The organism is Chitinophagales bacterium, assembly GCA_020636535.1.
GTDB lineage: Bacteria > Bacteroidota > Bacteroidia > Chitinophagales > JADIYW01 > JADJSS01.
Genome location: JACJXT010000011.1, coordinates 1396757 through 1418023 on the forward strand (window position 1 = coordinate 1396757; position 21267 = coordinate 1418023).

16 protein-coding genes and 2 tRNA genes are annotated in these 21267 nt (G+C 29.0%); 7 read left to right on the top strand and 11 right to left on the bottom strand.

Translation table 11 applies throughout. The annotated features are described in order from the left end of the window. Positions 1 to 117: 117 nt before the first annotated feature. The 4 genes from H6553_06435 to H6553_06450 all read left to right on the top strand — a co-directional run bounded on the left by H6553_06435 (position 118) and on the right by H6553_06450 (position 6112). Positions 118 to 4740 (top strand): PKD domain-containing protein, encoded by a 4623-nt coding sequence (locus tag H6553_06435; protein MCB9033456.1) that lies wholly within the window; start codon positions 118 to 120, stop codon positions 4738 to 4740. After that, positions 4718 to 5770 carry a PorP/SprF family type IX secretion system membrane protein gene (locus H6553_06440; GenBank protein ID MCB9033457.1) on the top strand — a complete coding sequence of 351 codons (1053 nt, stop codon included), beginning with the start codon at positions 4718 to 4720 and terminating at the stop codon, positions 5768 to 5770. The genes H6553_06435 and H6553_06440 overlap by 23 nt, the downstream gene beginning before the upstream one ends. A 176-nt stretch (positions 5771 to 5946) precedes the next feature. Further along, positions 5947 to 6019, top strand: a tRNA-Gly gene (locus tag H6553_06445). An 8-nt stretch (positions 6020 to 6027) separates the two neighbouring features. After that, positions 6028 to 6112 (top strand) — tRNA-Leu (locus H6553_06450). Between the two features lie 63 nt (positions 6113 to 6175). Here the strand turns inward: H6553_06450 and H6553_06455 are convergent. The 7 genes from H6553_06455 to H6553_06485 form a co-directional block, all read right to left on the bottom strand. After that, positions 6176 to 6850, bottom strand: a complete 675-nt coding sequence (locus H6553_06455) for an intradiol ring-cleavage dioxygenase (GenBank protein ID MCB9033458.1) — start codon at positions 6848 to 6850, stop codon at positions 6176 to 6178. Between the two features lie 101 nt (positions 6851 to 6951). Beyond that, on the bottom strand, positions 6952 to 8478 hold the full coding sequence (dnaB, locus tag H6553_06460) for a replicative DNA helicase (protein MCB9033459.1): 1527 nt from the start codon (positions 8476 to 8478) through the stop codon (positions 6952 to 6954). Positions 8479 to 8690: 212 nt separating this feature from the next. Then, a complete protein-coding gene (locus tag H6553_06465) occupies positions 8691 to 9032 on the bottom strand; it encodes a hypothetical protein (protein ID MCB9033460.1) in 342 nt (113 codons plus the stop codon). A 40-nt stretch (positions 9033 to 9072) separates the two neighbouring features. Next, a complete protein-coding gene (locus tag H6553_06470; protein ID MCB9033461.1) occupies positions 9073 to 11367 on the bottom strand; it encodes a hypothetical protein in 2295 nt (764 codons plus the stop codon). After that, positions 11333 to 12328: a hypothetical protein gene (locus H6553_06475; protein MCB9033462.1), complete on the bottom strand. Its 996-nt coding sequence runs from the start codon at positions 12326 to 12328 to the stop codon at positions 11333 to 11335. Before H6553_06475 ends, H6553_06470 begins: the two co-directional genes overlap by 35 nt. A 122-nt stretch (positions 12329 to 12450) precedes the next feature. Next, positions 12451 to 13731: an efflux RND transporter periplasmic adaptor subunit gene (locus tag H6553_06480; protein MCB9033463.1), complete on the bottom strand. Its 1281-nt coding sequence runs from the start codon at positions 13729 to 13731 to the stop codon at positions 12451 to 12453. A gap of 3 nt (positions 13732 to 13734) precedes the next feature. Next, entirely contained in the window at positions 13735 to 15156 is a 1422-nt protein-coding gene (locus tag H6553_06485) for a TolC family protein (protein ID MCB9033464.1), read from the bottom strand. Between the two features lie 211 nt (positions 15157 to 15367). Here H6553_06485 and H6553_06490 point away from each other — a divergent pair, with 211 nt between their 5' ends. After that, on the top strand, positions 15368 to 16339 hold the full coding sequence (locus tag H6553_06490; GenBank protein ID MCB9033465.1) for an OmpA family protein: 972 nt from the start codon (positions 15368 to 15370) through the stop codon (positions 16337 to 16339). A gap of 214 nt (positions 16340 to 16553) precedes the next feature. On the opposite strand, the gene H6553_06495 is transcribed toward H6553_06490, so the two are convergent. Beyond that, positions 16554 to 17204, bottom strand: coding sequence for an oxidoreductase (locus H6553_06495; protein ID MCB9033466.1), 651 nt, complete (start codon positions 17202 to 17204; stop codon positions 16554 to 16556). A gap of 314 nt (positions 17205 to 17518) precedes the next feature. Here H6553_06495 and H6553_06500 point away from each other — a divergent pair, with 314 nt between their 5' ends. Together H6553_06500 and H6553_06505 are read left to right on the top strand one after the other, a co-directional pair. Further along, a complete protein-coding gene (locus H6553_06500; protein ID MCB9033467.1) occupies positions 17519 to 18376 on the top strand; it encodes a hypothetical protein in 858 nt (285 codons plus the stop codon). Continuing rightward, positions 18369 to 18941 (top strand): hypothetical protein, encoded by a 573-nt coding sequence (locus tag H6553_06505; protein ID MCB9033468.1) that lies wholly within the window; start codon positions 18369 to 18371, stop codon positions 18939 to 18941. The genes H6553_06500 and H6553_06505 overlap by 8 nt, the downstream gene beginning before the upstream one ends. Here H6553_06505 and H6553_06510 read toward each other — a convergent pair. The 3 genes from H6553_06510 to H6553_06520 all read right to left on the bottom strand — a co-directional run bounded on the left by H6553_06510 (position 18938) and on the right by H6553_06520 (position 21266). Beyond that, positions 18938 to 19921 carry a hypothetical protein gene (locus H6553_06510; protein ID MCB9033469.1) on the bottom strand — a complete coding sequence of 328 codons (984 nt, stop codon included), beginning with the start codon at positions 19919 to 19921 and terminating at the stop codon, positions 18938 to 18940. The two genes, H6553_06505 and H6553_06510, sit on opposite strands and share 4 nt — an antisense overlap. Positions 19922 to 19930: 9 nt before the next feature. Further along, complete coding sequence (locus H6553_06515) at positions 19931 to 20587, bottom strand: hypothetical protein (GenBank protein ID MCB9033470.1); 657 nt, start codon at positions 20585 to 20587, stop codon at positions 19931 to 19933. 118 nt (positions 20588 to 20705) lie between these two features. Next, positions 20706 to 21266, bottom strand: a complete 561-nt coding sequence (locus H6553_06520) for a translation initiation factor IF-3 (protein ID MCB9033471.1) — start codon at positions 21264 to 21266, stop codon at positions 20706 to 20708. Position 21267 lies beyond the last annotated feature (1 nt).

The following is a 21267-nucleotide window of genomic DNA, read 5'->3' on the forward strand; positions in this document are numbered from 1 at the left end:
AAATTATTGATAAACAGTATTTGATAATAAATTTTAAACCGAACTCAGGTTAGTATTATCTATTATCAACGAAAAAACTAAAAAATATTAATTATATTTGTATAGAACTTAATTGCTTTGCAAATACCTAAATATATATTACTCATTATCCTTTGTTGCTTTGTTCAGTTTTCCTATGCACAAATTAATGCTGCATTTGTAACTACACCAAATGATACTGGTTGTGTTCCTTATAGAGTCGATTTTTTTAATACTTCAACAGGAAATCCAGACAACTGTTCTTGGAATTTTGGCAATGGTGCTACAAGTAGTATATGTACACCAACTTATACTTTTACACAAGCAGGAAATTATATAGTAACGCTTACTGTTACCAAAGGCAATCTAACTAGTACATTTAAAGATACCATTGTTGTCTATAATAAACCAACTGCTAATTTTACAGCAAATATAACCACTGGCTGTGAACCTTTAACTACTACAATTACCGATTTATCTACTGCAACTGGAAGCACTATTGTTGCTTGGCAATGGGATTTTGGCGATGGCAATACTTCAGAACAACAAAACAATACACATATTTATAATTTTGATGGATTTAAAAATGTTTTTCTAAAAGTAACCGATAATAGAGCTTGCGAAAGTACGATTCAAAAAACAGCTTATATTAATGTCTTAGATAAACCAGAAGCCAATTTTTCTTCACCAAATCATCAAAACTGTGTAATACCAACTAATGTAATTTTTCAAAATACTACTAGTGGAGGTAATGGTGTAGCAACTGCAAATTGGACATTCGGAGATAATACTTCAAGCAATCAAATAAATCCACAACATAATTATACTAATGGTGGAAGATATGATGTTGGTTTAATGGTTACTGGAAATAATGGATGTAAAGATACTGTAGTTAAAAACGAATTTGTTATTTTAGAAAGTATATTGGCAGATTTCTCTGTTTCACCACAAAAAATTTGTAAAGGGAATACTATACATTTTCAAGATAATTCTAATAATGTTTTAGCTAATTTAAGTTGGGATTTTGGTAACGGAGAAACAGCTAATAATGTAAAACAAGCCAATGTTGTGTATGATAATGTAGGAACATATACAGTTACACTTACTGCAACTTATAATAATTGCACACATACTATTAGTAAGCAAATTGTAGTAGAAGACAATCCAACTATAGATTTTACTATTGATAATAAAACAGTGAGTTGCAATAAAACATCTACGCTTACACCAACTTTTCCAGATAATAATTATAGTTATACATGGTATATTTTAAAAGATACTATTAGAATTGACACATTATACACTAGAACAATTAATTATAATTTTTATCAACAAACATCAAGCAGTGCTTCTTTTAGTGTTGTCTTAGAAGTTAAAAATAGTTTAGGTTGTGTAGCATCTTTATTAAAGGAAAATTTTGTTAATGTAGTGGTTACATCTGTAGATATTATACATATAAATGAACCAACTTGCTACTGGTTGCCAATAAGACCTTCTGTAGTCATCAATAGTGCTCATGCATTTGATAGTATTATTTGGAATTTTGGTGATGGCACGCCAAATGTTGTTGGGCAAGTAGCACCATTTCATACTTATAGTCAAGAAGGTACTTATAATTTAAGTGTAAGAGTAGTATATAATAATTGCGAAATTATTACCAAACAAGCACAAATTAGCGTTGGCTACAAAGTATCTAATTTCGTAGGCAATATTATTAATACTACTGTATGCGTACACGATACTGTTTTTTTAAAAGCAGCAAATTTATCTAATGTACCAATAGACTTTAAATGGCTAATGGGTGATGGATTTTTTGAAGTAGGCAATAATACATTTCATCGATATAATTTTCCAAGTCAACCAACTACTTATACAGTAAAATTAGTGGGCAGCTATTTAGGTTGTCCAGATACTATGAAAATAGACGATGTTATGGTTTTATATCCTAAAGCAAACTTCTTTACACAAACAGTTTGTAACAAAGACAGAACCATTAAAGTAGTAAATTCTGCTACAGGTGCAGACTCAGTTGTTTATGATATGGGTAATGGAGATAAACTAATTAATCCATCACTTGTTTTTGAATATACTTATGCTAGTAATAATATTGATAATTATAAAATAAAACAAATTGTATATAACAAAACTACAAATTGTACTGATTCATTAATAAGAAGTATTGTACTTGAATCTATTAATGTAGATCTTATAGCCACTAAAAATATTGGATGTGCTCCTTTTAAGACACAACTAAAGTCTAATTTATTAAATGCATTTTTTATTCAGTTACAAAATTTTTATTGGGTTATTGGCTCAGATACTTGTAAACGATGTTATGACTACGAATATCAAGTGCAACCAAATAAAATATATGATGTAAAATTAGTTTTAGTGTATAATGATTCTTGTAAAAAAGAAATTGTAAAAGATAGTTTTTTAATTGGCGATGGACTATCTACAATTGTAGAACCTAAAGTATTGAGTAATTGTAAACCATACTTAGTAGAATTTAAAGATACTGTAATTAGTTATTTTTCTAATTTAGATACAATATTATATAATTTTGGAGATGGAAATTCTATAGATACTTTACATCCAAGTCATGCTTACGCAGATACAGGTTTATATACATATACATTAAAAGTTACCAATACAGCTGGTTGTGCTGCATTTATAAAAGATACAGTTCGAGTCAATTCTTTCTATCCAGATTTTACTACAGATGTAGATACTACTTGTACTAATTTGCCTATACAATTTATAAGTTCGTATATTAATAATAATTATTCTTATTTATGGAATTTTGGTGATGGAACAACTGCTACGAATCATAATCCAAAACACAGTTATACCAATAGTGGAGATTATACAGTTACACTAACTATTACAGATAGTTTAGGTTGTAGTAAATCTATATCTAAAAATAATATACAAATACAAGATTTTATATTTGATTTTGTAGCAGATCAATTATTTGCACCTTGTCCAACACTAAAAGTCAACTTTCAATTGCTAGGAAATCAAACAGCCAATAACATACAACAATTACAATGGAGTTTTGGCAACAATAATTATAGTAACGATATCAATTTAAATCCATCTACAATTTATACACAAGGTGGAAAATATACAGTTAAATTATTCGTTAAAAATAAATATAATTGTAGTGATAGTGTAATTAAATCAAACTATATTGAAGTACTAGGACCAAGTGGTGTTTTACATTGTTCTCCAAATGCTGTCTGTATTGGTGATACTATTACTATGATTTTACAAAAAACAACTAGCATAAAAAATCATTGGGATTTTGGTGATGGCAGTTCTATTACTAATACATCTACTGCTTTATATGATACTATAAAACATGTCTATCAAACAGCAGGAACTTATTTGCCTAGTGTAGTTATTGAAGAAGCTAATGGTTGCCAAGCAATTATTATTTCGTCAGATACTGTTTTTGTGAATCAACTGCAAACCAATATTCAAGCATTAACATTGTCTTTATGTGATACTGGAACGATTAATTTTACACACCAAACCAATATTTTAGGAAATACTAATATTAAAAAAATAGAATGGTTTATCAATAATCAATTGGTGAGTACCAATGATGCGATGCAACATCATTTTGTAGCAACTCAAAATACAACAGTGTATACCATAAAGTTGGCTATTACAACCATGAGTAATTGTATAGCTTACGATGCTGTACAAATAAAAGTATTTGCTACACCAAAAATTACACTAGCAGATGAAATGAAAATTTGTAAAACAGAACAAGCTAAAATTAAAATTCAAGGTGCTAATCACTACCAATGGATACCAAATTTAAGTTTTCAGAATGGAGCTTATATTGCACAACCTAATACTGATTCATGGTATTTTGTAGAAGCACATAACGATAATGCACTTTGTTTTACTAAAGATTCTATTTTTATTAAAGTAATAGATACTATTCCTGCAAGTGTTTTATTTGATAATGCTACGCTATGTATCAACGATTCAATTCAATTGTTTGCTTTTGGTGATACAACAGACAATAATTTACCAAAATTTGTATGGTCGCCAACTAATGATATAAATAATATAAATATTAGTAACCCAATAGTTTATCCTAAGTCTAATCAATCGTATCAAGTAACAGTAAGTAATGGAAAATGTACTGCACAACAGTTTCCAATTAATATAGATGTTGTTTCATTACCAAATGTTCAAGCAACAACACCATATTATGCTATCAGTGGTTCGCCAGTACAACTCAGTGCAACTTCCGACTATATTGTTGATTTTCATTGGTTACCTACACAAAATTTATCTTGCAATCCATGTGCTAATCCTACATTAACTACAGACCAAACGACTACTTATACTGTTGTAGCCATAGATAGTAATAATTGTAAAGCACAAACAAATGTAGAAGTATTGGTCTATGATGAATGTAGCGATAAAGTAGTTTTTGTGCCGAATACTTTTACACCAAATTATAACGGACAAAATGATGAATTAAAGATTCTAGGTCATAGTATTGATTATATAACTATTTTTAGAATATTTGACCGTTGGGGAAAATTGCTATTTGAAACGAATGATATTAATAAAGGTTGGAATGGAATGTATAATGGAGAATTGTTGCCACCTGGAGTTTATGTGTATTATATAGAAGCTTATTGTATTAATGGAAAAAAGATTTTAAAAACTGGTGATGTTACTCTGTTGCGATAAAAAATATTATATAAGTATTTTATTGTTGATATTATGTTGTAATATCCAATCGCAAGATATTCACTTTTCGCAATTTAGATTATTGCCCAATGTAATTAATCCAGCTTTTACAGGAGTATTTGAAGAAGATATAAAAATTGGACTCACATATAGAAATCAATCGCCTACACTAAACAATGTTTTTAATACAGTTGGTTTTGGAATTGATGCTTCTTTGTTTAAACAAAAACGACCTACAAGTATTATGGGTTTAGGTGTGCATTTTTATAGTGATGTTGCAGGAAGTATTCGTTTTGCCAAGAATGTAATTATGTTGAATTATGCTTACTCGCAAGTATTAGATAAACAATACAAGTTTGTACTGTCTTTTGGTATTCAAAACAGCTTACAATTTTCTAGTATTGATTTTTCTAAAATTACTACAGAAGATGCCTTTAATGGATTTAATAATTTTGATTTTAATGAATTAACAGAATATAATTTAATTAATAAAAAATTTAATTATAATATTGGATCTGGTATATTATTTACAATGCAACCTACATCAAAAATTAATGCACATATTGGTTTTGGTGCATTTAATTTAGTATCCAATAATGTTTCTTGGAATAAAGACAACAACATTCCAATTCAAAAAAGATATACACTTCAACTGGGAGCTGCTTTAAAAACTAAAGGTAATATTTCAATTCTTCCAAATGTGCTAATTCAAAAACAAAAGCTATTTAGTGAGTATATATTTGGTTCATATGTACAATATTCTAAAAAAAGCAAGAATAATCAAGCCAATGAAAAATATGCAATTGCTATAGGTACGCATTATAGATGGAATGATGCTGTAATTATAGGAACACAGTTTTACTATAAAAAAATCAACATCAATATTGCTTACGATGTACAAACATCTAAATTAATAAGAGCCAATAAATCAGTTGGAGCTTTAGAAATATCATTGGTGTATGGCAACCAAGTATTTAAAGACAGAATTACACCTAAATTACCTATACCATGTCCAAAAACATTGTATTAAAGCAATGCAAGAGTTAACTGCTAAAGTCTTCAACTATTAAATTATTTTAATTCATTCCTTTCAGTTTGATAACTAGTTAGTTATGAAAATTAATAGCAATTTAATTTTTTTTTCTTTAAAATCATTTTGCCAAATCAAAAAAGATAGTATTTTTGCATTCCGTTCTTTTAAATCATGCGAATGTAGCTCAGTTGGTAGAGCATCACCTTGCCAAGGTGAGGGTCGCGGGTTCGAGTCTCGTCATTCGCTCTTAAGTTGCCCAGGTGGTGGAATCGGTAGACACGCAGGACTTAAAATCCTGTGCCTGTTGAGGGCGTGCGGGTTCAAGTCCCGCCCTGGGTACATAAAAAGCCATTCTATTTTTAGAATGGCTTTTTTATTATCTTATTATGCTTCTTCTTTAAATTATACTACAATAGTTTTGGTTAAAGTATAACCATCAGTAGTATTTCCAGTTAATGAATCAGCCATATTACCATCAACACTATCCGAAAATACATTATCATTATTATTTAAAGTATCTGCTGTTCCTTTGTAATTACTAGTAGCATAAACAGTATCACAGGTACTCTTTGGAAAAGCAATTTGTGTAACTCGTATAGAATTTTCATTACTATCTAAAATTTCTAAATGAATATGAGGTGCTCTTCCAGGATACCAACCAGGAAATATACTAATAAATGAAATTTGTCCATTGGCATCTGTAGTTTGTCTTCCTCTTAAAAAATCTTTATCTCTATAATCTGTAGTTTGCAATTCATTTCCTCCATATTCAGAATAATTGCCATCAGCATCACAATGCCATAAATCAACAAAAACACCAGCAAGTGGTTGGCAGTCGTTACTTTGATCTAAAATAGTTAAGTCTATAGTCATCGCAATACCATTTCTATCACTTTTAATATTTTGCAATACCAATTCAGATGGCGTTTTTATAGGAAAAGGTCCAGCCGTTTCGGAAGGAGATAAGCTGCAAGCACCATTATTTTCTTCTTTGTTACAAGCACTAATAATTGCAGGTACGGCAACCAAAGAACCTAGTCCTAATATGCCATTTCTTAAAAACTTTTTTCTGTCCATAATTGTTGAATTTAATATTTAATGTATTAGACTCAACTTTATTGCATAAGTTTAATTCAATAACAAAATTTAACAATTGTATTTATTAAATAAAAATTTTATTAAAATAAATCAAAGGCGTCATCATCATCGTCGTTATTGATATTTGGATTGTCGCTATTTAATTTTGAAGGAATGGTTTTATAACTGCCTAAGTCTTCTAATTCGTCAAACAAACCACCAGCATCTGTAAATCGACCAAAGTCTTTTTTAAATCTAAGTTTTACAGTTCCTGTTGGTCCATTTCTATGCTTTGCTATAATGACTTCCGAAATTCCAGCTAAAGATTGTCCACTTTCATCTGTCATTAAATTATAATATTCAGGACGATATAAAAACATAACCATATCTGCATCTTGCTCAATAGAACCAGATTCTCTTAAGTCTGATAATTGTGGTCTTTTATCACCAGATCGTGTTTCTACACTACGATTTAACTGTGATAAAGCAATTACTGGTATGTTTAATTCTTTTGCTAAGCTTTTCAATGAACGAGAAATATTTGAAATTTCCTGTTCTCTGTTCATGCCTTTTCCATCACCAATGCCACTCATCAATTGTAAATAATCGATGATGACCATTTGTATGCCTTTTGCATTTTGCAATCGTCTACATTGAGCTCTTAACTCGTAAATATTAATAGCAGGTTGGTCGTTAATATAAATTGGTGCTTGCGATAGTTTTTCAACTTTCTGACTCATCATTTTTAATTCTGCGTCAGTTAACTTGCCATTAGAAATACTTTGAGCGTTAATTTCGGTTTCCATAGCAATTAATCTTTTAGCTAATTGCACTGCACCCATTTCTAACGAAAATATAGCCACTGGTTTGTTAAAATCTACTGCTGCATTTCTTGCTAAATTCAATACAAAAGCCGTTTTACCCATTGCTGGTCTTGCTGCAATAATAATTAAGTCGGTAGCTTTCCAGCCAGAAGTTTCTTTATCTAAATCAATAAAACCAGAAGGTACAGAATCTTCCAAAATACCATCTTCTCGTTTAACTAAATCTTCAATTTGCATGATAGATTTTGATACGAGTTTACCTATATTTTGTGTAGAGTTTCTTAAGTTTTTATCTGTAATTTCATAGATTCTTTTTTCAGAAGTATCTAATAAATCAAATACATCGGTAGTATCTTCATAAGCATCTTTAATAATATCGTTAGAAATTCTGATTAATTCTCTTTGAATAAATTTCTGAATAATTATTCTCGCATGATATTCTACATTGGCAGAAGAAGCTACTTTATTGGTTAACTCACTCAAATAAAACGCACCACCAACATTTTCTAACTGACCTTTTTTTCTAAGTTCTTCGGTAACCGTTAGTAAATCGATAGGTTGTGTTTTACCAAATAAATCTTGAATGGCTTCATATATTTTAGCATGAGCATCAACATAAAAACTTTCTGGTTTTAATACATCAGAAACATAACTAATAGCATCTTTTTCAATTAAAATAGCACCAAGTACTGCTTCTTCTAAATCACGAGCTTGTGGTGGAATTTTTCCATATAATAAATGAGAAATATCGTCGGTTTTAGTTCTAGTAAGTCGTGTTTTTTTATTGGTAGTTTGTTCTGACATAGCTTTCAAAAGTAATAGTTTAATAGCCAAAAACTATAATTTTGTATGCACTTTTGTATGTGAATTAATATTAAATTTTAGGTTGAATATTGTATGATTTTGATTATCAGTTAATTAATGTGAGAATTAATATAAATTTGTGTACAAGTAGCCATTATTCGTTGATAAAGCTGTTCATATCAAACTAAAAACGGTAAATAAACTATTGATAACTAGTGGATAAGCTTATTCAAATGTATTTTTCCTTGCGAAATTTTATCTAGTGCAAAATAAATTGGAGTAACTTGTAATTCAAATTTTTTAGGCAAATGAAAATTGTTGTTTGGATTTACATTTCTAGAAAAAATATTTTGCTTATTCATCGTAAATGTATGTGGCGTTGGGTATAAATTTTCTACTGTAAAAGCATTTATTTGATTATTACAATGAGAACATCTTTGTAAATTTAATTGATGATCTAAAACTTTTTGCTTTAACTCTGGTTGAAGTGTAATATTAACAGATTGATAGTAATTTAGCTGTTGCTTAGTATTACAAGTAGGACACTTTTGTATAACTTTATTTTATAAGTTTATAAAAAAATAATTAGATATATTACTGCACATACGCATTATAATACGAACATGATTTAATGACTTCTTGGTAGTATTTAGTGTCTGAGTAGTTTTGTTTGAAAAGCTTATAATAGTAGCCACTTACAAAATCAATGTCTTTATTTTTGTTGGCAATAAACTTATCCGATTCGTAGTAGTCGTTCATCTCACACTTAGCCAACATCCAACAACATTTAGCTTTTAAATTTTTGTCAGTAGCTAAGTCCATTGCTTTTTTGTAGTACTTTTTGGCTAAATCGCAGTTGTATGGTATTTGATTCAAATCGGTTCTGTATTCTTCAAAAATTGGTTCATTATCTTGCCAATTAGTAATAAAGCTATAACTGCTATATCTAATACAATCACTTGCATAGTTATAAAACATTCTTGCATTACCAAAATGCGTGATGTTGTAGTAACCATTTCCCATTAAAAAATAATTAATAGCTGCTTCGGTTGGATTATTTTTTGCAGTAGTTTCCATTTTTTTCATGGTTTCTAAAAAAGACAATTTAGTATAAACTGTAGTTTGTTTTCTTTTAAAATCGCAGTCGTGACAATCGTTTACCCAAGCATTAAATGGATTGGCTAATAATTTGGTTTGTGCTTCGTTTGGAATTTCTTTGAACTTAGCAATGGCTTCATCTAATTTGCCTTCTTGAGCTAAACGAGTTGCCCATAAATCTGTTAAACAATTTACATCGCAACGATATTGCTCTATTAAAGTTTGATAAAATGGATTTTTATTTTGTTGCATAAACTGAGTCATTGCATCAATATTACTGATGCTATTTATAAAGTTATCATTGCTAAAACACAATTCTGCTTTTAAGTTTTCACCTTGTTTGGCATATAAATCGCTCAATATTTTCATACACGATTGATATACATAATGAGTTCTTACATTATTTGTTTTATTAATATTGTCGTAGTAATAATAGTAATTATTTCTATTATTATTTATAATGTATTTTAAGTTATCTAGAATACTATTTTCAAAAGAAGCATCTATATGTTCACAAGCATAGACTTTATTAATAAATTCAATCACTTTTACCTGACCAATTAAATCATCATTAGCATTATTTAAATTTACTTTTTGTACAGTCTGTTCAGACAAATGATAGTCTTCATCTAAAAAATACAAATAGGAGAGTGCTGTGTTCCAAAAATTGTTATTGCTTTTATCTAAATCAACAAAATTTTTAAAAGTATTTATAGCTTGTTTTAGTTGAGTTTTGTTATTTGAGCTGTACTTTTCAGTGTCTCTATAAGTGTCTGTATCAAATAAATTAACTTCTAATGTATTTATAAATCGTGTAGCTAATAATTTACTGTATTTAGAACTTGCATCAAGTTGTTGTATTGCTTCAATTGCTCGTAATGGATCTGCGTAATAGCCAAGCATTGTCCAAAGTTCAATTTCGGTATTTCCTTTTTTTGCTAATTCTAAACTTTCTTGCCAATCACTTTCTTCTTGTGGATGAAAGTACGCCATAGCTTCTTTTTGTAAAGGAGCATACTCTTTAAACAATACACTATACATATAATTGGCTGCAGCATACTTTTTTAGTCGATACAAAGCTCCACTAACATATTGAATACTTCTATAAAAAATATATCCATTGTTTTTATTGAGGTCTTTACAACTATTAAACCATTTTATTGTTTCTAAGAAATCAAAATTATAGAAATACATTCTTAAAATTTGATATGCATATCTTTGTTTTAAAAATGCATTGTTTTCGCTATCGTACTTTATTTTTAATTGATTAATTAAATTAGTAATATTTTTATTGTTCGGTGATTTATATTGTAAGTCCCAACTATATTCTCCAGTATATAAATAAGCATTTTTTTCGCATTGTAGAGCGTAGTACCAGTAGTTGTAAAAACTTTTAAATTCATTTTTAAATTTTAATTGATACTGACTTAAGATATTATTTTTGCTAGTAGATAAAAATTGTTGCGTTGCTTTAGCATCTGCTTTCATTAGTTCGCTTACTTGTTTTTCGGTAAGTTGATTATTGAAATATTGTTGCCATGCTTTTATATTATCATCTTGTAATTGATTGTGTTTCTCTTCATCAACTTCATATCTATCTATATTGCCATAATAGTAATCGTAGCTAAAAAAGTAAGGTGTAAAATTTGGCGTGTTGGCAATTTCTGGTGTAAACATTGAATAATAAATTTCGCTATAACCTCCATCTGCACAAGCGTCAGAATAATTAATAGGAAATAATACAAGTATAAAAAAGCTAATTAAACTGCTGAATAGTTGGTATGGTTTCATTCGATAATAGTTTTAATGATTGGCTGTCTAAGTGATATAAAACTATATCAAATTTTTTGTAATTACAATTCTTTTTCGTTAACAAATACAAATCTTTTAAGTCATTCTTGTTGATGTGTTCAAATCGTATAATATCATTTTTCATAAAATAAAAACCAGCTAAAAACTGACTTGTTTGCACTTGATAGAGTGTATTGTTGAGTGCTTTTAAGTCATTAGTTTTAAAATCACTTTTACGCAAATTGTTTTTTATAGCCATTAATTTATTATTTCTGAAAATAGCTGTCCACGAAAAAATAGGAAATGCATAATCTAATGGTATTGGATATTTTTTAGCGTAGGCAATATATTTTTTTGTAGTATTAATATTGAGAATAGAATTGTATTCATCGATGTTTTTTACATCGCCCATATTGTACAACATTAACACTGCTTTTTTTACAGGCGGAACACCAGTGGTATTTTTATATTTTATTTGATGTAATCTAATAGTAGCTGTTACTTTATAATTTTCTTGTAAAAGTGTAAGTAGTTTAAAGTATTTCGCTTTGGTACTCACCGTCCAATCGCAATCAATTTGTATTGTTTTTGCTTTGATATTATTCAGTTGATTGATTTTTTCAATTAGTTGAACCATGTTTTTACTCAATGACTCAATTTGCTCGAAAGATAAATTAGCAATGGCATCATTTTCAATATAGACAGTTGGAACAACAGCATAATTTACTTTTTCTTTAATTTCAACCTTATATTTTGGAACAGCTTTTCCGTTATGCCAAACCACATCAAAATAATGTAAGTAGATGGTTTTTGTGTTGAGTAAATGTAGTGTTTCTTGTTCTAGACTATCAATTTGATATTGTTGTTTCCAGTAATAAAAATCAATTTGACGATGATTGTTTTGACAGCTAATCAAACAAAATAAAAATAAATAAATAATATATTTAAAACCGTTTGTCATGCGAGAAAAAAATTCATAGAGAAATAAATTATTCCTACAAAAAAATAATTGAGGATAATTAGGTTCCGTATATTTTTCATATTTCAAAATTACGGAAAGACGCCAATCTATTCTAGAACAAACTACTTTTTCTCTTCTTCTTTCTTAACACTTACTTTATCACCTTCTTTTAATTCTTTAGTTAAAACATTGTAAGGACCAGTAACTACTTTGTCGTTTTGTTTTAAACCTTCCAAAATCTGAATGTAGTTTTCGTTTTGAATTCCACTTGTTACTACTTGTTGTTTTGCAATACCATCAACTACTTTAAAAACGAGTTCTTGAGTTTTCATACTACCGTTTATCATAGTATCTTTTGTAGTAACTGCTTGAATTGGAATAGCTAATGTATTTGGTTTTTTATCAGTAATAATATCAACCGTAGCAGACATTCCTGGTAAAAATGGCTTTGGATTATCGGTCAATAAATCAATATACGATTGTTTTAACAAAGTAACTTTTACTTCAAAATTAGTACTTTGATCGCTTGTTAAACCACTAATACCACTTGCACCTTTAGAAGTGTTGGCAATTTCAGTTACAATGGCTTTAAATTTTCTATCTAAGTAAGCATCAACTTCTACCAAAGCAGTATCGCCTTGTCTAATTTTAATAATTTCACTTTCGCTTACTTCTACTTTTACTTCCATTGCTTCAAAGTTGGCAATACGCATCATTTCTGTTCCAGCCATTTGCAAAGTACCTACTACTTTTTCGCCTTTTTTTACATTCAATAAAGAAATAACACCGTCCATTGGTGCGTAAATGGCAGTTTTGTTTAAGTTGTTTTTGGCATCTTTAATAGCGGCTTGTGCTGCTTTTACATTGTAATTAGCACCATCAATAGATTTTTGAGCCGCTTTGTATTCTGCTTTTGCTGATTGATAGGCTGCTTCTGCATTTTCTAAATCTGATTTTGAAATGATTTTTTTATCGTACAAACCTTTGCTGCGATTATAAGCACTTTCTGCATTCAACAACTGTGCTTCTACTTGCTGTAATCTTGCTTGAAGATTGGCAACTGTAGATTTAGAACTATTTAAATTGGCAGTAGATTGGTCTACAAATGCAACATAACTTTCTGCTTGGATTCGAGCCAACAACTGACCTTTTTTTACTATCTGACCTTCTGCTACATTCAATTCTATAATTTCACCAGAAACATCAGAGCTAATTTTAACTTCTTCCTGCGGATATATTTTTCCACTTGCTGTTACATACTGTGTAATGTCGTGCTTTGCAACCGTTTCCATTTCTACTTCAACACTACTGTTGGCTTTTTTCTTTTTACCAATTATCATTGCTATAATAATAACAATAACAGTAATTGTTCCTAAAATATATAATAATTTATTATTTTTCATTTCTTAAAATTGAATGGGTTTGTTTTGATAATAATCTAATACTTTAGCATTAAAAATATATTCGTACTTGCTTTGTATTAATCTTGATAAAGCATTGTTGACATTGTTTTTTGCTAAGTTAACTTCTAACTGACTTGCCAAACCTGCTTTCACTCTTTCAGCAGCAATGTCGTAAGATGCATTGGTGATATCGTAAGTTTTCTTAGCAGCTTTATAGTTTTCTTGTGCATTTAAAGCATTGATATATGCTTGCTGAATATTTTGTTGTAAATCTTGCTGTGCTTGTTGCGTTTGTAATTCGGTAAGTTCTACATTTAATTTTGCTTGATTTACTGCAAATTTCACTGCATTTTTATTATAAATAGGAATGTTTAAAGACAATCCGAGTGTGTAACTCAGCGTATTGTTTAATTGTTTAAAATAAGGAATTCTGCTTTGAGATGTTTGTGTTTCTGGAATCAAGACTTGTTGTAGTGTACCATCAACAAAACCTATAGGAATAAAATTGCCAGTTGTAGTTTGTGAAGTAGTCGTATTCTGACTACTAAAAAATGTTCCAATATTTCCAATAAAATTTAAAGTAGGATAATAGTTTGCTTTTGCTATATCGATATTTTTCCTAGCACTTTCAGTTTTTAAAGCCAAACTTTTTAACTCAGGTCTGTTGTCTAAAGCAGATGCATAAACAGCAGCAGCTTTTGGAAGCAATCCTAACTCATCTATATGGTCGAAATTTGGCGTTTTTACTTCAATAGTAGAATCTAAATTCATTTGAAGTACTGTTTTTAGGTTTAAATAAGCTAAGTTAATCTGACTATTAGCCAAGGTGATATTGGCATCTTCGGTAGCAATTTGAGCATCAATATCGTATAAATTACCTTCTGGCAAAGCACCAGCATTAACCATTTCTTGAGTTTGATTGCGTTGCTCTAAAGTGTTTTTGTGTTGTTCTGCTAATTGAGCTGCTTGTTCTTTACTACTTAATATATTTAAATATGCAGTAAGTATTTGTAGCTGAATATTATTCTTTAAAACTTCATTATCTAGTTTTAATGCTTCTAAATCAATAGTTGCTTTTTCAATTTGATGTTTGGTCGCAAATCCATCAAAAACAGGTTGATTAACATTTAAACCATAATCGTTATAGTGAACCACTTGCGTTTCGTACTGATTAGAAAAGTAGTTGTAGTTATTACCAATTCTCAATGAATAATTACTACTTGCATTGATATTTGGTGTATAGTTAAACTTGTTTTTCCTAACTTCTAAAGCCGCTAGGTCTTGGTTGATAACATTGATTTTTAACTGCAAATTATTTTCTTCAGCATAAGCTAAGCACTTATTCCAATCCCAAACTTGTTGAGCATTGGCAAAGCGAGCAATGAAAAATAATACAATACCAAATAGGACATTTTTATTAAACATATCTTATTAAATAGGATTTTGGACTGCAAAGCTAATAGATTTTTATGGTATTATAAAACTAATTTATGTTATGGTTTGAAGTAAACTTAATGTATAAATCTTCTTAATAATCCAACAGTTATTTTTTACTTAATAAAAGCATCAACAATTGTGTATGATTTGTTTGATTGATTTAATTTCTGACTGATTAGATTTGTTTAAAATATAAAAAATGAGACAAGTTTTAATACTAATTGTAGTGATGTTTTCAATGGTATCATGTGTTACACAGAAAAAATATAATGATTTATTTAATAAATATATGAATACTCAAGTTGATAATGCTTCACTCAACAAAAACATAGATAGTATTCAGCAAGCATTATTGCAAGAAAGAGCTAATTTAAGTCAGTCTATTGCTCAAATGAAAGCAGATTCTATGAATTTGGTAAATCTGCTAGATAATATGAAAAGCGAGATTGATGCTTTAAATAAAGCCAAACAAAATTTAGAAGCAGAAAGTGCAGAAAAACTAAATCAAGCTAATTTAGAAAATCAAAAAACTAATGCAGAGCTAATACAACTGCAAATGAGTTTAGAGCAACAAAAATTAATGCTAGACAAAAAAGAAAAAGAGTTAGCACTATTGGCTAGTAATTTGAGTAGTCAACAAGAAAAAATTGATTTGCTAGAGAAATTGTTGAACGAGCAAAAAACACAATCAGAGTTATTGAAAAATAATATATTAAAAGCAATGACAAATATTGATGCTGGTGATCTAGAAGTAACTACTAAAGATGGAAAAGTATATGTGATGTTGTCTAATAAGTTGATGTTTGCTTCTGGAAGCACTGTTGTAGAAAGCAAAGGCATAGAAGCTCTAGGTAAATTGGCTTCGGTGTTGCAAAAAAATCCAGATATTATGATTAATGTAGAAGGACATACAGATAATGTAAAATATTTGTCGGCTACTACTGGTTGTATTCAAGATAACTGGGATTTAAGCTTAATGCGTGCTAGTAGTGTATTGCATATTTTAACAGACAAGTATAAAGTAAATCCATCACAAATATTTGCAAGCGGAAAAGGAGAATACAGTCCAAAAGTACCAAACACAACAGCAGAAAACAAAGCACAAAACAGAAGAACAGAAATTATACTAACACCAAAAACAGATAAATTACTAGAATTGCTAGGAGAGTAGTTGGTACAAAATAAAGCTATTTTAAATGCTATTTAGTATAATATGTAGTGTATTGCTAATCTCTAAATTACTAATATCAATATTAGATTGAATTAATTTGTAATTATGAAATTCAATATTATTTCCTAAAGTAAATTACTTGTATCTTGTTCAAGTTTTAAGTATGTGATTTGTATTTAGTTATTAAATTTATATAGCTATAATAATTTATCTATCAATATCCTTGTAATTCATCAGATAAATGATAGTGTATACCTTGTGTATTTTGCTTAGCAATAGCAACCATAGCTTTTGCTACCTGACTTCCTTTTATACTTTTGTACTTTTTTAAACTTCCAAATAGCAAACCATCAAACAACGGCATTACTTTTTGTGCAATATTTTCACCCAATCTAAATTCAGTTCTATCGCCAATTAATAAAGAAGGTTGTAAAATGTCTAACTGATTAAATTGTAGTGCTTTTAAAGCTGTTTCTGTTTCGCCTTTTACTTTATTATAAAAAATACTCGAATTCTCATCGGCACCAAGTGCTGTAACAATCAGCATGTGTTGAGTACCATTTTGTTTACAAATTGTAGCAATCTCCACAGGATATTGATAGTCTACTTTTTTAAATTGCTCTTGTGAACCAGCAGTTTTAATAGTAGTACCTAAACAACAAAACAATACATCTGCTTTTAGCTCATCAGCATATTCGTTGATATGGTCAAAATCTACTACGATTTCTTTTAATTTATTGTTCAATTTTTGACTTGGCTTTCTCACCAAAGCAATTACTTGGTCGAAATAATTATCTGCTAGTAAAAAATCAACCACATTTTTACCAATTAAACCAGTACTTCCTATCACTAATGCTGTTTTCATTGCGTATTTTTTTGTTTATTTGTAGCAAATATCTGAAAAAATAATGATACTAGATGATGCATGAGTATTTGTTAGCAGATAATCAAGAACGACCCACAAGAAATTTAGAGAGAACAAGTAAAAAAGCGTAAAAAAATCTTGCTGTTTGAACGAAGCGAGTTTCAAGATTTTTAGTTTTTTTTATGTAGTTCGAGCGTTAAGAATTTATTGCAGTCTTGATTTTTTGCTACTTTTGTATCAAGACAAAAGTAGGACTTAATAAAATTAAAGAGCATCTATTTTTGTAATAAATTTCTAATGCTTAATTTGAGATAATGATACTATTTGCAGACAGTGGCTCTACAAAAACACATTGGGTTTTAGTCGATACAATTGCTAAAACACAACAAGCTTTTATTACAAAAGGCATTAATCCAATTATTCATTTTGAAGACGATATAAAAAATATAATTTTAGCTAATGAACAATTAGTTGAAAAACATAACTTTATTAAACACATATATTTTTTTGGTGCAGGTTGTTCTAGTAATGAGAGAAAAATATTAGTACAACAATCATTACAACAAATATTTCGTAGTACAAATTCTATTCAAGTAGATGAAGATATGGTAGGTAATGCATTGGCTGTATGTAGCGGACAACCAATTATTGCTTGTATTTTAGGTACAGGTTCTAATTCTATTTTGTTTGATGGAACTAATTTTCATACTTCCAACGCAGGTATTGGTTATATTTTAGGTGATGAAGCCAGTGGTGCTTACTTTGGAAAGTTATTGTGTAGAGATTTTATTTATCAAACAATGCCGAAGCATATCATGGAATATATGAAAGAAAAATATGATATTGATAGAAATGTATTGATGCAGAAGATATATAAAGATATTTCACCAAACAGATATTTAGCACAGTTTACACAAGTAATGAGCCATTTTAGAACTGATGATTATATTCAAACAATGCTCAAAAACGGCTTTCAATCATTTATAGATTATCATATAAAATATTTTAACGATTATAAAAATTATCCAATTGGATTTATTGGCTCTATTGCCGCAGTTTTTGAAACGGAATTAAAAACTGTTTTATTAGAAAATGAATTAAATTTAAAAGCAATTATCAAAGAACCGATAGATAATATTGTGGAATACTTTTTAATTAATCACTATGCATGATATAGAACCATACTGGAATTGGAGAGATAAATATCAAGCAGAACTTGATCCAAAATCGCCGTTTTATGGTAGAGAATACAATGAGTTTTCATTTACTGATAAAATATATAATTATTATATTCATCCACAGTGGGACAGCATTGGTAGCGAAACTTTATTTATAAAAATATTGTATGTCAATTATAAACAGCAGTCGTGTATTATTGAGTTAATAGGAGAGTGGAACGATAGTATTAATAACGATATTGCGTTTTTAAAACGAGATGTTATTGATGTATTACTACAAGAAGGCATTAATAAATTTGTATTGATTGGTGAGAATGTATTGAACTTTTTTGGCGATGATAACGACTACTACGAAGAATGGTACGAAGATATAAAAGATACAGATGGTTGGATAGTAGCTATAAATTTTAGAGAACATGTACTAGAAGATATGAAAACAGCTAATATTCATTATTTTATCAATATTAATGAAAGATATGCAAATATCAACTGGCGAAATTACAAACCAAGTAACCTTATTAAGTACATAGATGATTTACTAATACGATTAATTGCTTAAAGATATTTATAGTAAATTAATTCACGGTCTTCTTGTTTCCCAGAATTATCAGTTGGAATAAATACAGTAATTAAAACAATTGGTCTATTATTTATACTTGTAAAATAAATAGTTGGATTTGCAAAGTTTTGAGAGTTATGGTGTGTTTTAAATTGAATAGGAATTGCTTTGTCTATGTTTTCATTATAGAAGAAACAATTCCAAGTACCAAAATTATTCTTTGTGCCTTGTCCTTCTATAATTAAAAAGCTGTAATTATTATATATAAAATTATCTCTATCACCAATATTGCCTTTTAAGTTGTACTCTAACAAAGCATTGTCTATACATGATTCTATATTGCTTTGCCAATTATTAAAATCATATAACGAACCACTTGCTTGTCGGTCTACATTACCATGACACCAATAGTGAAAACCTAAGTTGACGATATTTTCATCTGCATAATAGATATTTGGTGTGCCTTCCGCATCAGAAGAAAGTGTATGACCAATATCTTTGCTTTTACTAAAATTATTATTTAATAAATCATTAAAATTATTATACCATACTACTTTAAGATGATTGTTTGGTTCTTGTTCCCAAGCTACTACAAAATTATTGTTGGCTGTTTTATAAATAGTTGGTTGTGATGCCTTTGTTGCTAATTGTTTTTTAAATTCCCAATGAATTAAATCAGTACTTAAAGCCAAGCTTACACAAAACTGATTGTTTATTGTACTATGATATACACCAATAAATGTATCATTTTGATGAGCAATTATTTTAATGCAATCTAAAGTATTACCTTTATTATCTTCACTTTGATATTGATAAACATCAGCAGTAGTAACATCAAAAATAAAGTTATTTAACTGCATAATTGTACTATCAATTATTGAATCATGTTGCACCATTTTATTACAAACAGTAATGCATGGTTTTTCTTTCTTACATGATAATATTGAAATTATTATAAAAGCATATAGTATATATTTCATTATTTATTATTATTCCAGGTTAAATACAATTCCACCTTCAATCCAACCTCTGCTACCAATATTGAATTGCAAATATGGTGAAACTACTGTTTTTAATTGTATACCAAATGGACAAAAATTAAGTGTTGGTAATAATTTACTGCTTCTGTCATTGCCATAGTCATAATTTGTTTCTGCTGTTTTAGACATTAACAATAGCAAACCAAAATCAGTACCTAAATAAAGGTCAATTAAATTGTGTTCTAAATAATGGAAATAAATGCATGGCATAAAAGCATAATATTGTTTAAAAGTTCTAAGAGCAAAAACCGAGTCTTTATATGGCGTAGTATATGTTCTTGTTTGAAATTCTGTAGTAAACGCAGCACCTACAGCCAATTTAGGTTTAACACGATGCTCAAATGCTAAGTTGATAGAACCTAGCTTAAATTGTTGCTCATTATCAATTTGTCTAAATGTTGGATTATTAGATGGAAGCAATACATCAGTGTTGGCTAATAATCGTTTGGCTAAGATATTATTGAAAGTATTATAAGCGTAACCAATTTTTATTTTATTTTTAGAAGTATATTTAGAAAAATAGTTAGTTCTAGAAAAACTAAAAGAAAAACTTAAGCCGAACAATAAAAATAATAAGCAATACTTCACCACAATAAATATAGTCAATTCTAAAATATATTTACGATAATTGCCAATAAATCTTATTTTGTTGACTTAGACTACTTCGCTACTTTCATTTGCTTGTAATGGAAATAGGTAATATAATAAAGTATATTAAGAAAAATTATTTTTTCTTTGGAGCAATATAGGCAATCATTTTTCTACCTTCTAAGTTTGGCATTGCTTCTAAAGCACCATATTCTGCTAAAGATTCAGCAAATTTTAAGAGTAATAATTCGCCTCTATCTTTAAAAACAATATTTCTACCTCTAAATTGTACATAGATTTTAACTTTCGAACCTTCGTTCAAAAATTTAATAGCATGTTTTAATTTAAAGTCTAAATCGTGGTCGTCTGTATTTGGTGTAAAACGAATCTCTTTAACTTCAGTCTTCTTTTGTTTAGCTTTAATTTCTTTCTCTTTTTTCTTTTTGTCGTAAAGAAATTTATTGTAATCTACAATTCTACATACAGGTGGTTTGGCATTTGGAGAGATTTCTACTAAATCCAACTCCAACTCTTTTGCCAATTTAAGTGCTTGGTCTGTTTTGTACACACCATTCTCAATGTTTTCGCCAACTACTCTAACTTCAGGTACTCTGATGTCTGTATTAATTCTGTGTTCTCTTTCCTTTTGCTTAAAAGGTCTTCTATTGTTTTTTCTTCTTGATATCAAGTTTAAAATT

Bases quoted from the DNA above. Each gene is read 5' to 3' on its own strand.
- H6553_06470 (MCB9033461.1), bottom strand. From the start codon at position 11,367: ATGAAACCATACCAACTATTCAGCAGTTTAATTAGCTTTTTTATACTT.
- H6553_06500 (MCB9033467.1), top strand. From the start codon at position 17,519: ATGATACTATTTGCAGACAGTGGCTCTACAAAAACACATTGGGTTTTA.
- H6553_06475 (MCB9033462.1), bottom strand. From the start codon at position 12,328: ATGACAAACGGTTTTAAATATATTATTTATTTATTTTTATTTTGTTTG.
- H6553_06505 (MCB9033468.1), top strand. From the start codon at position 18,369: ATGCATGATATAGAACCATACTGGAATTGGAGAGATAAATATCAAGCA.
- H6553_06480 (MCB9033463.1), bottom strand. From the start codon at position 13,731: ATGAAAAATAATAAATTATTATATATTTTAGGAACAATTACTGTTATT.
- dnaB (MCB9033459.1), bottom strand. From the start codon at position 8,478: ATGTCAGAACAAACTACCAATAAAAAAACACGACTTACTAGAACTAAA.
- H6553_06495 (MCB9033466.1), bottom strand. From the start codon at position 17,204: ATGAAAACAGCATTAGTGATAGGAAGTACTGGTTTAATTGGTAAAAAT.
- H6553_06455 (MCB9033458.1), bottom strand. From the start codon at position 6,850: ATGGACAGAAAAAAGTTTTTAAGAAATGGCATATTAGGACTAGGTTCT.
- H6553_06490 (MCB9033465.1), top strand. From the start codon at position 15,368: ATGAGACAAGTTTTAATACTAATTGTAGTGATGTTTTCAATGGTATCA.
- H6553_06485 (MCB9033464.1), bottom strand. From the start codon at position 15,156: ATGTTTAATAAAAATGTCCTATTTGGTATTGTATTATTTTTCATTGCT.
- H6553_06510 (MCB9033469.1), bottom strand. From the start codon at position 19,921: ATGAAATATATACTATATGCTTTTATAATAATTTCAATATTATCATGT.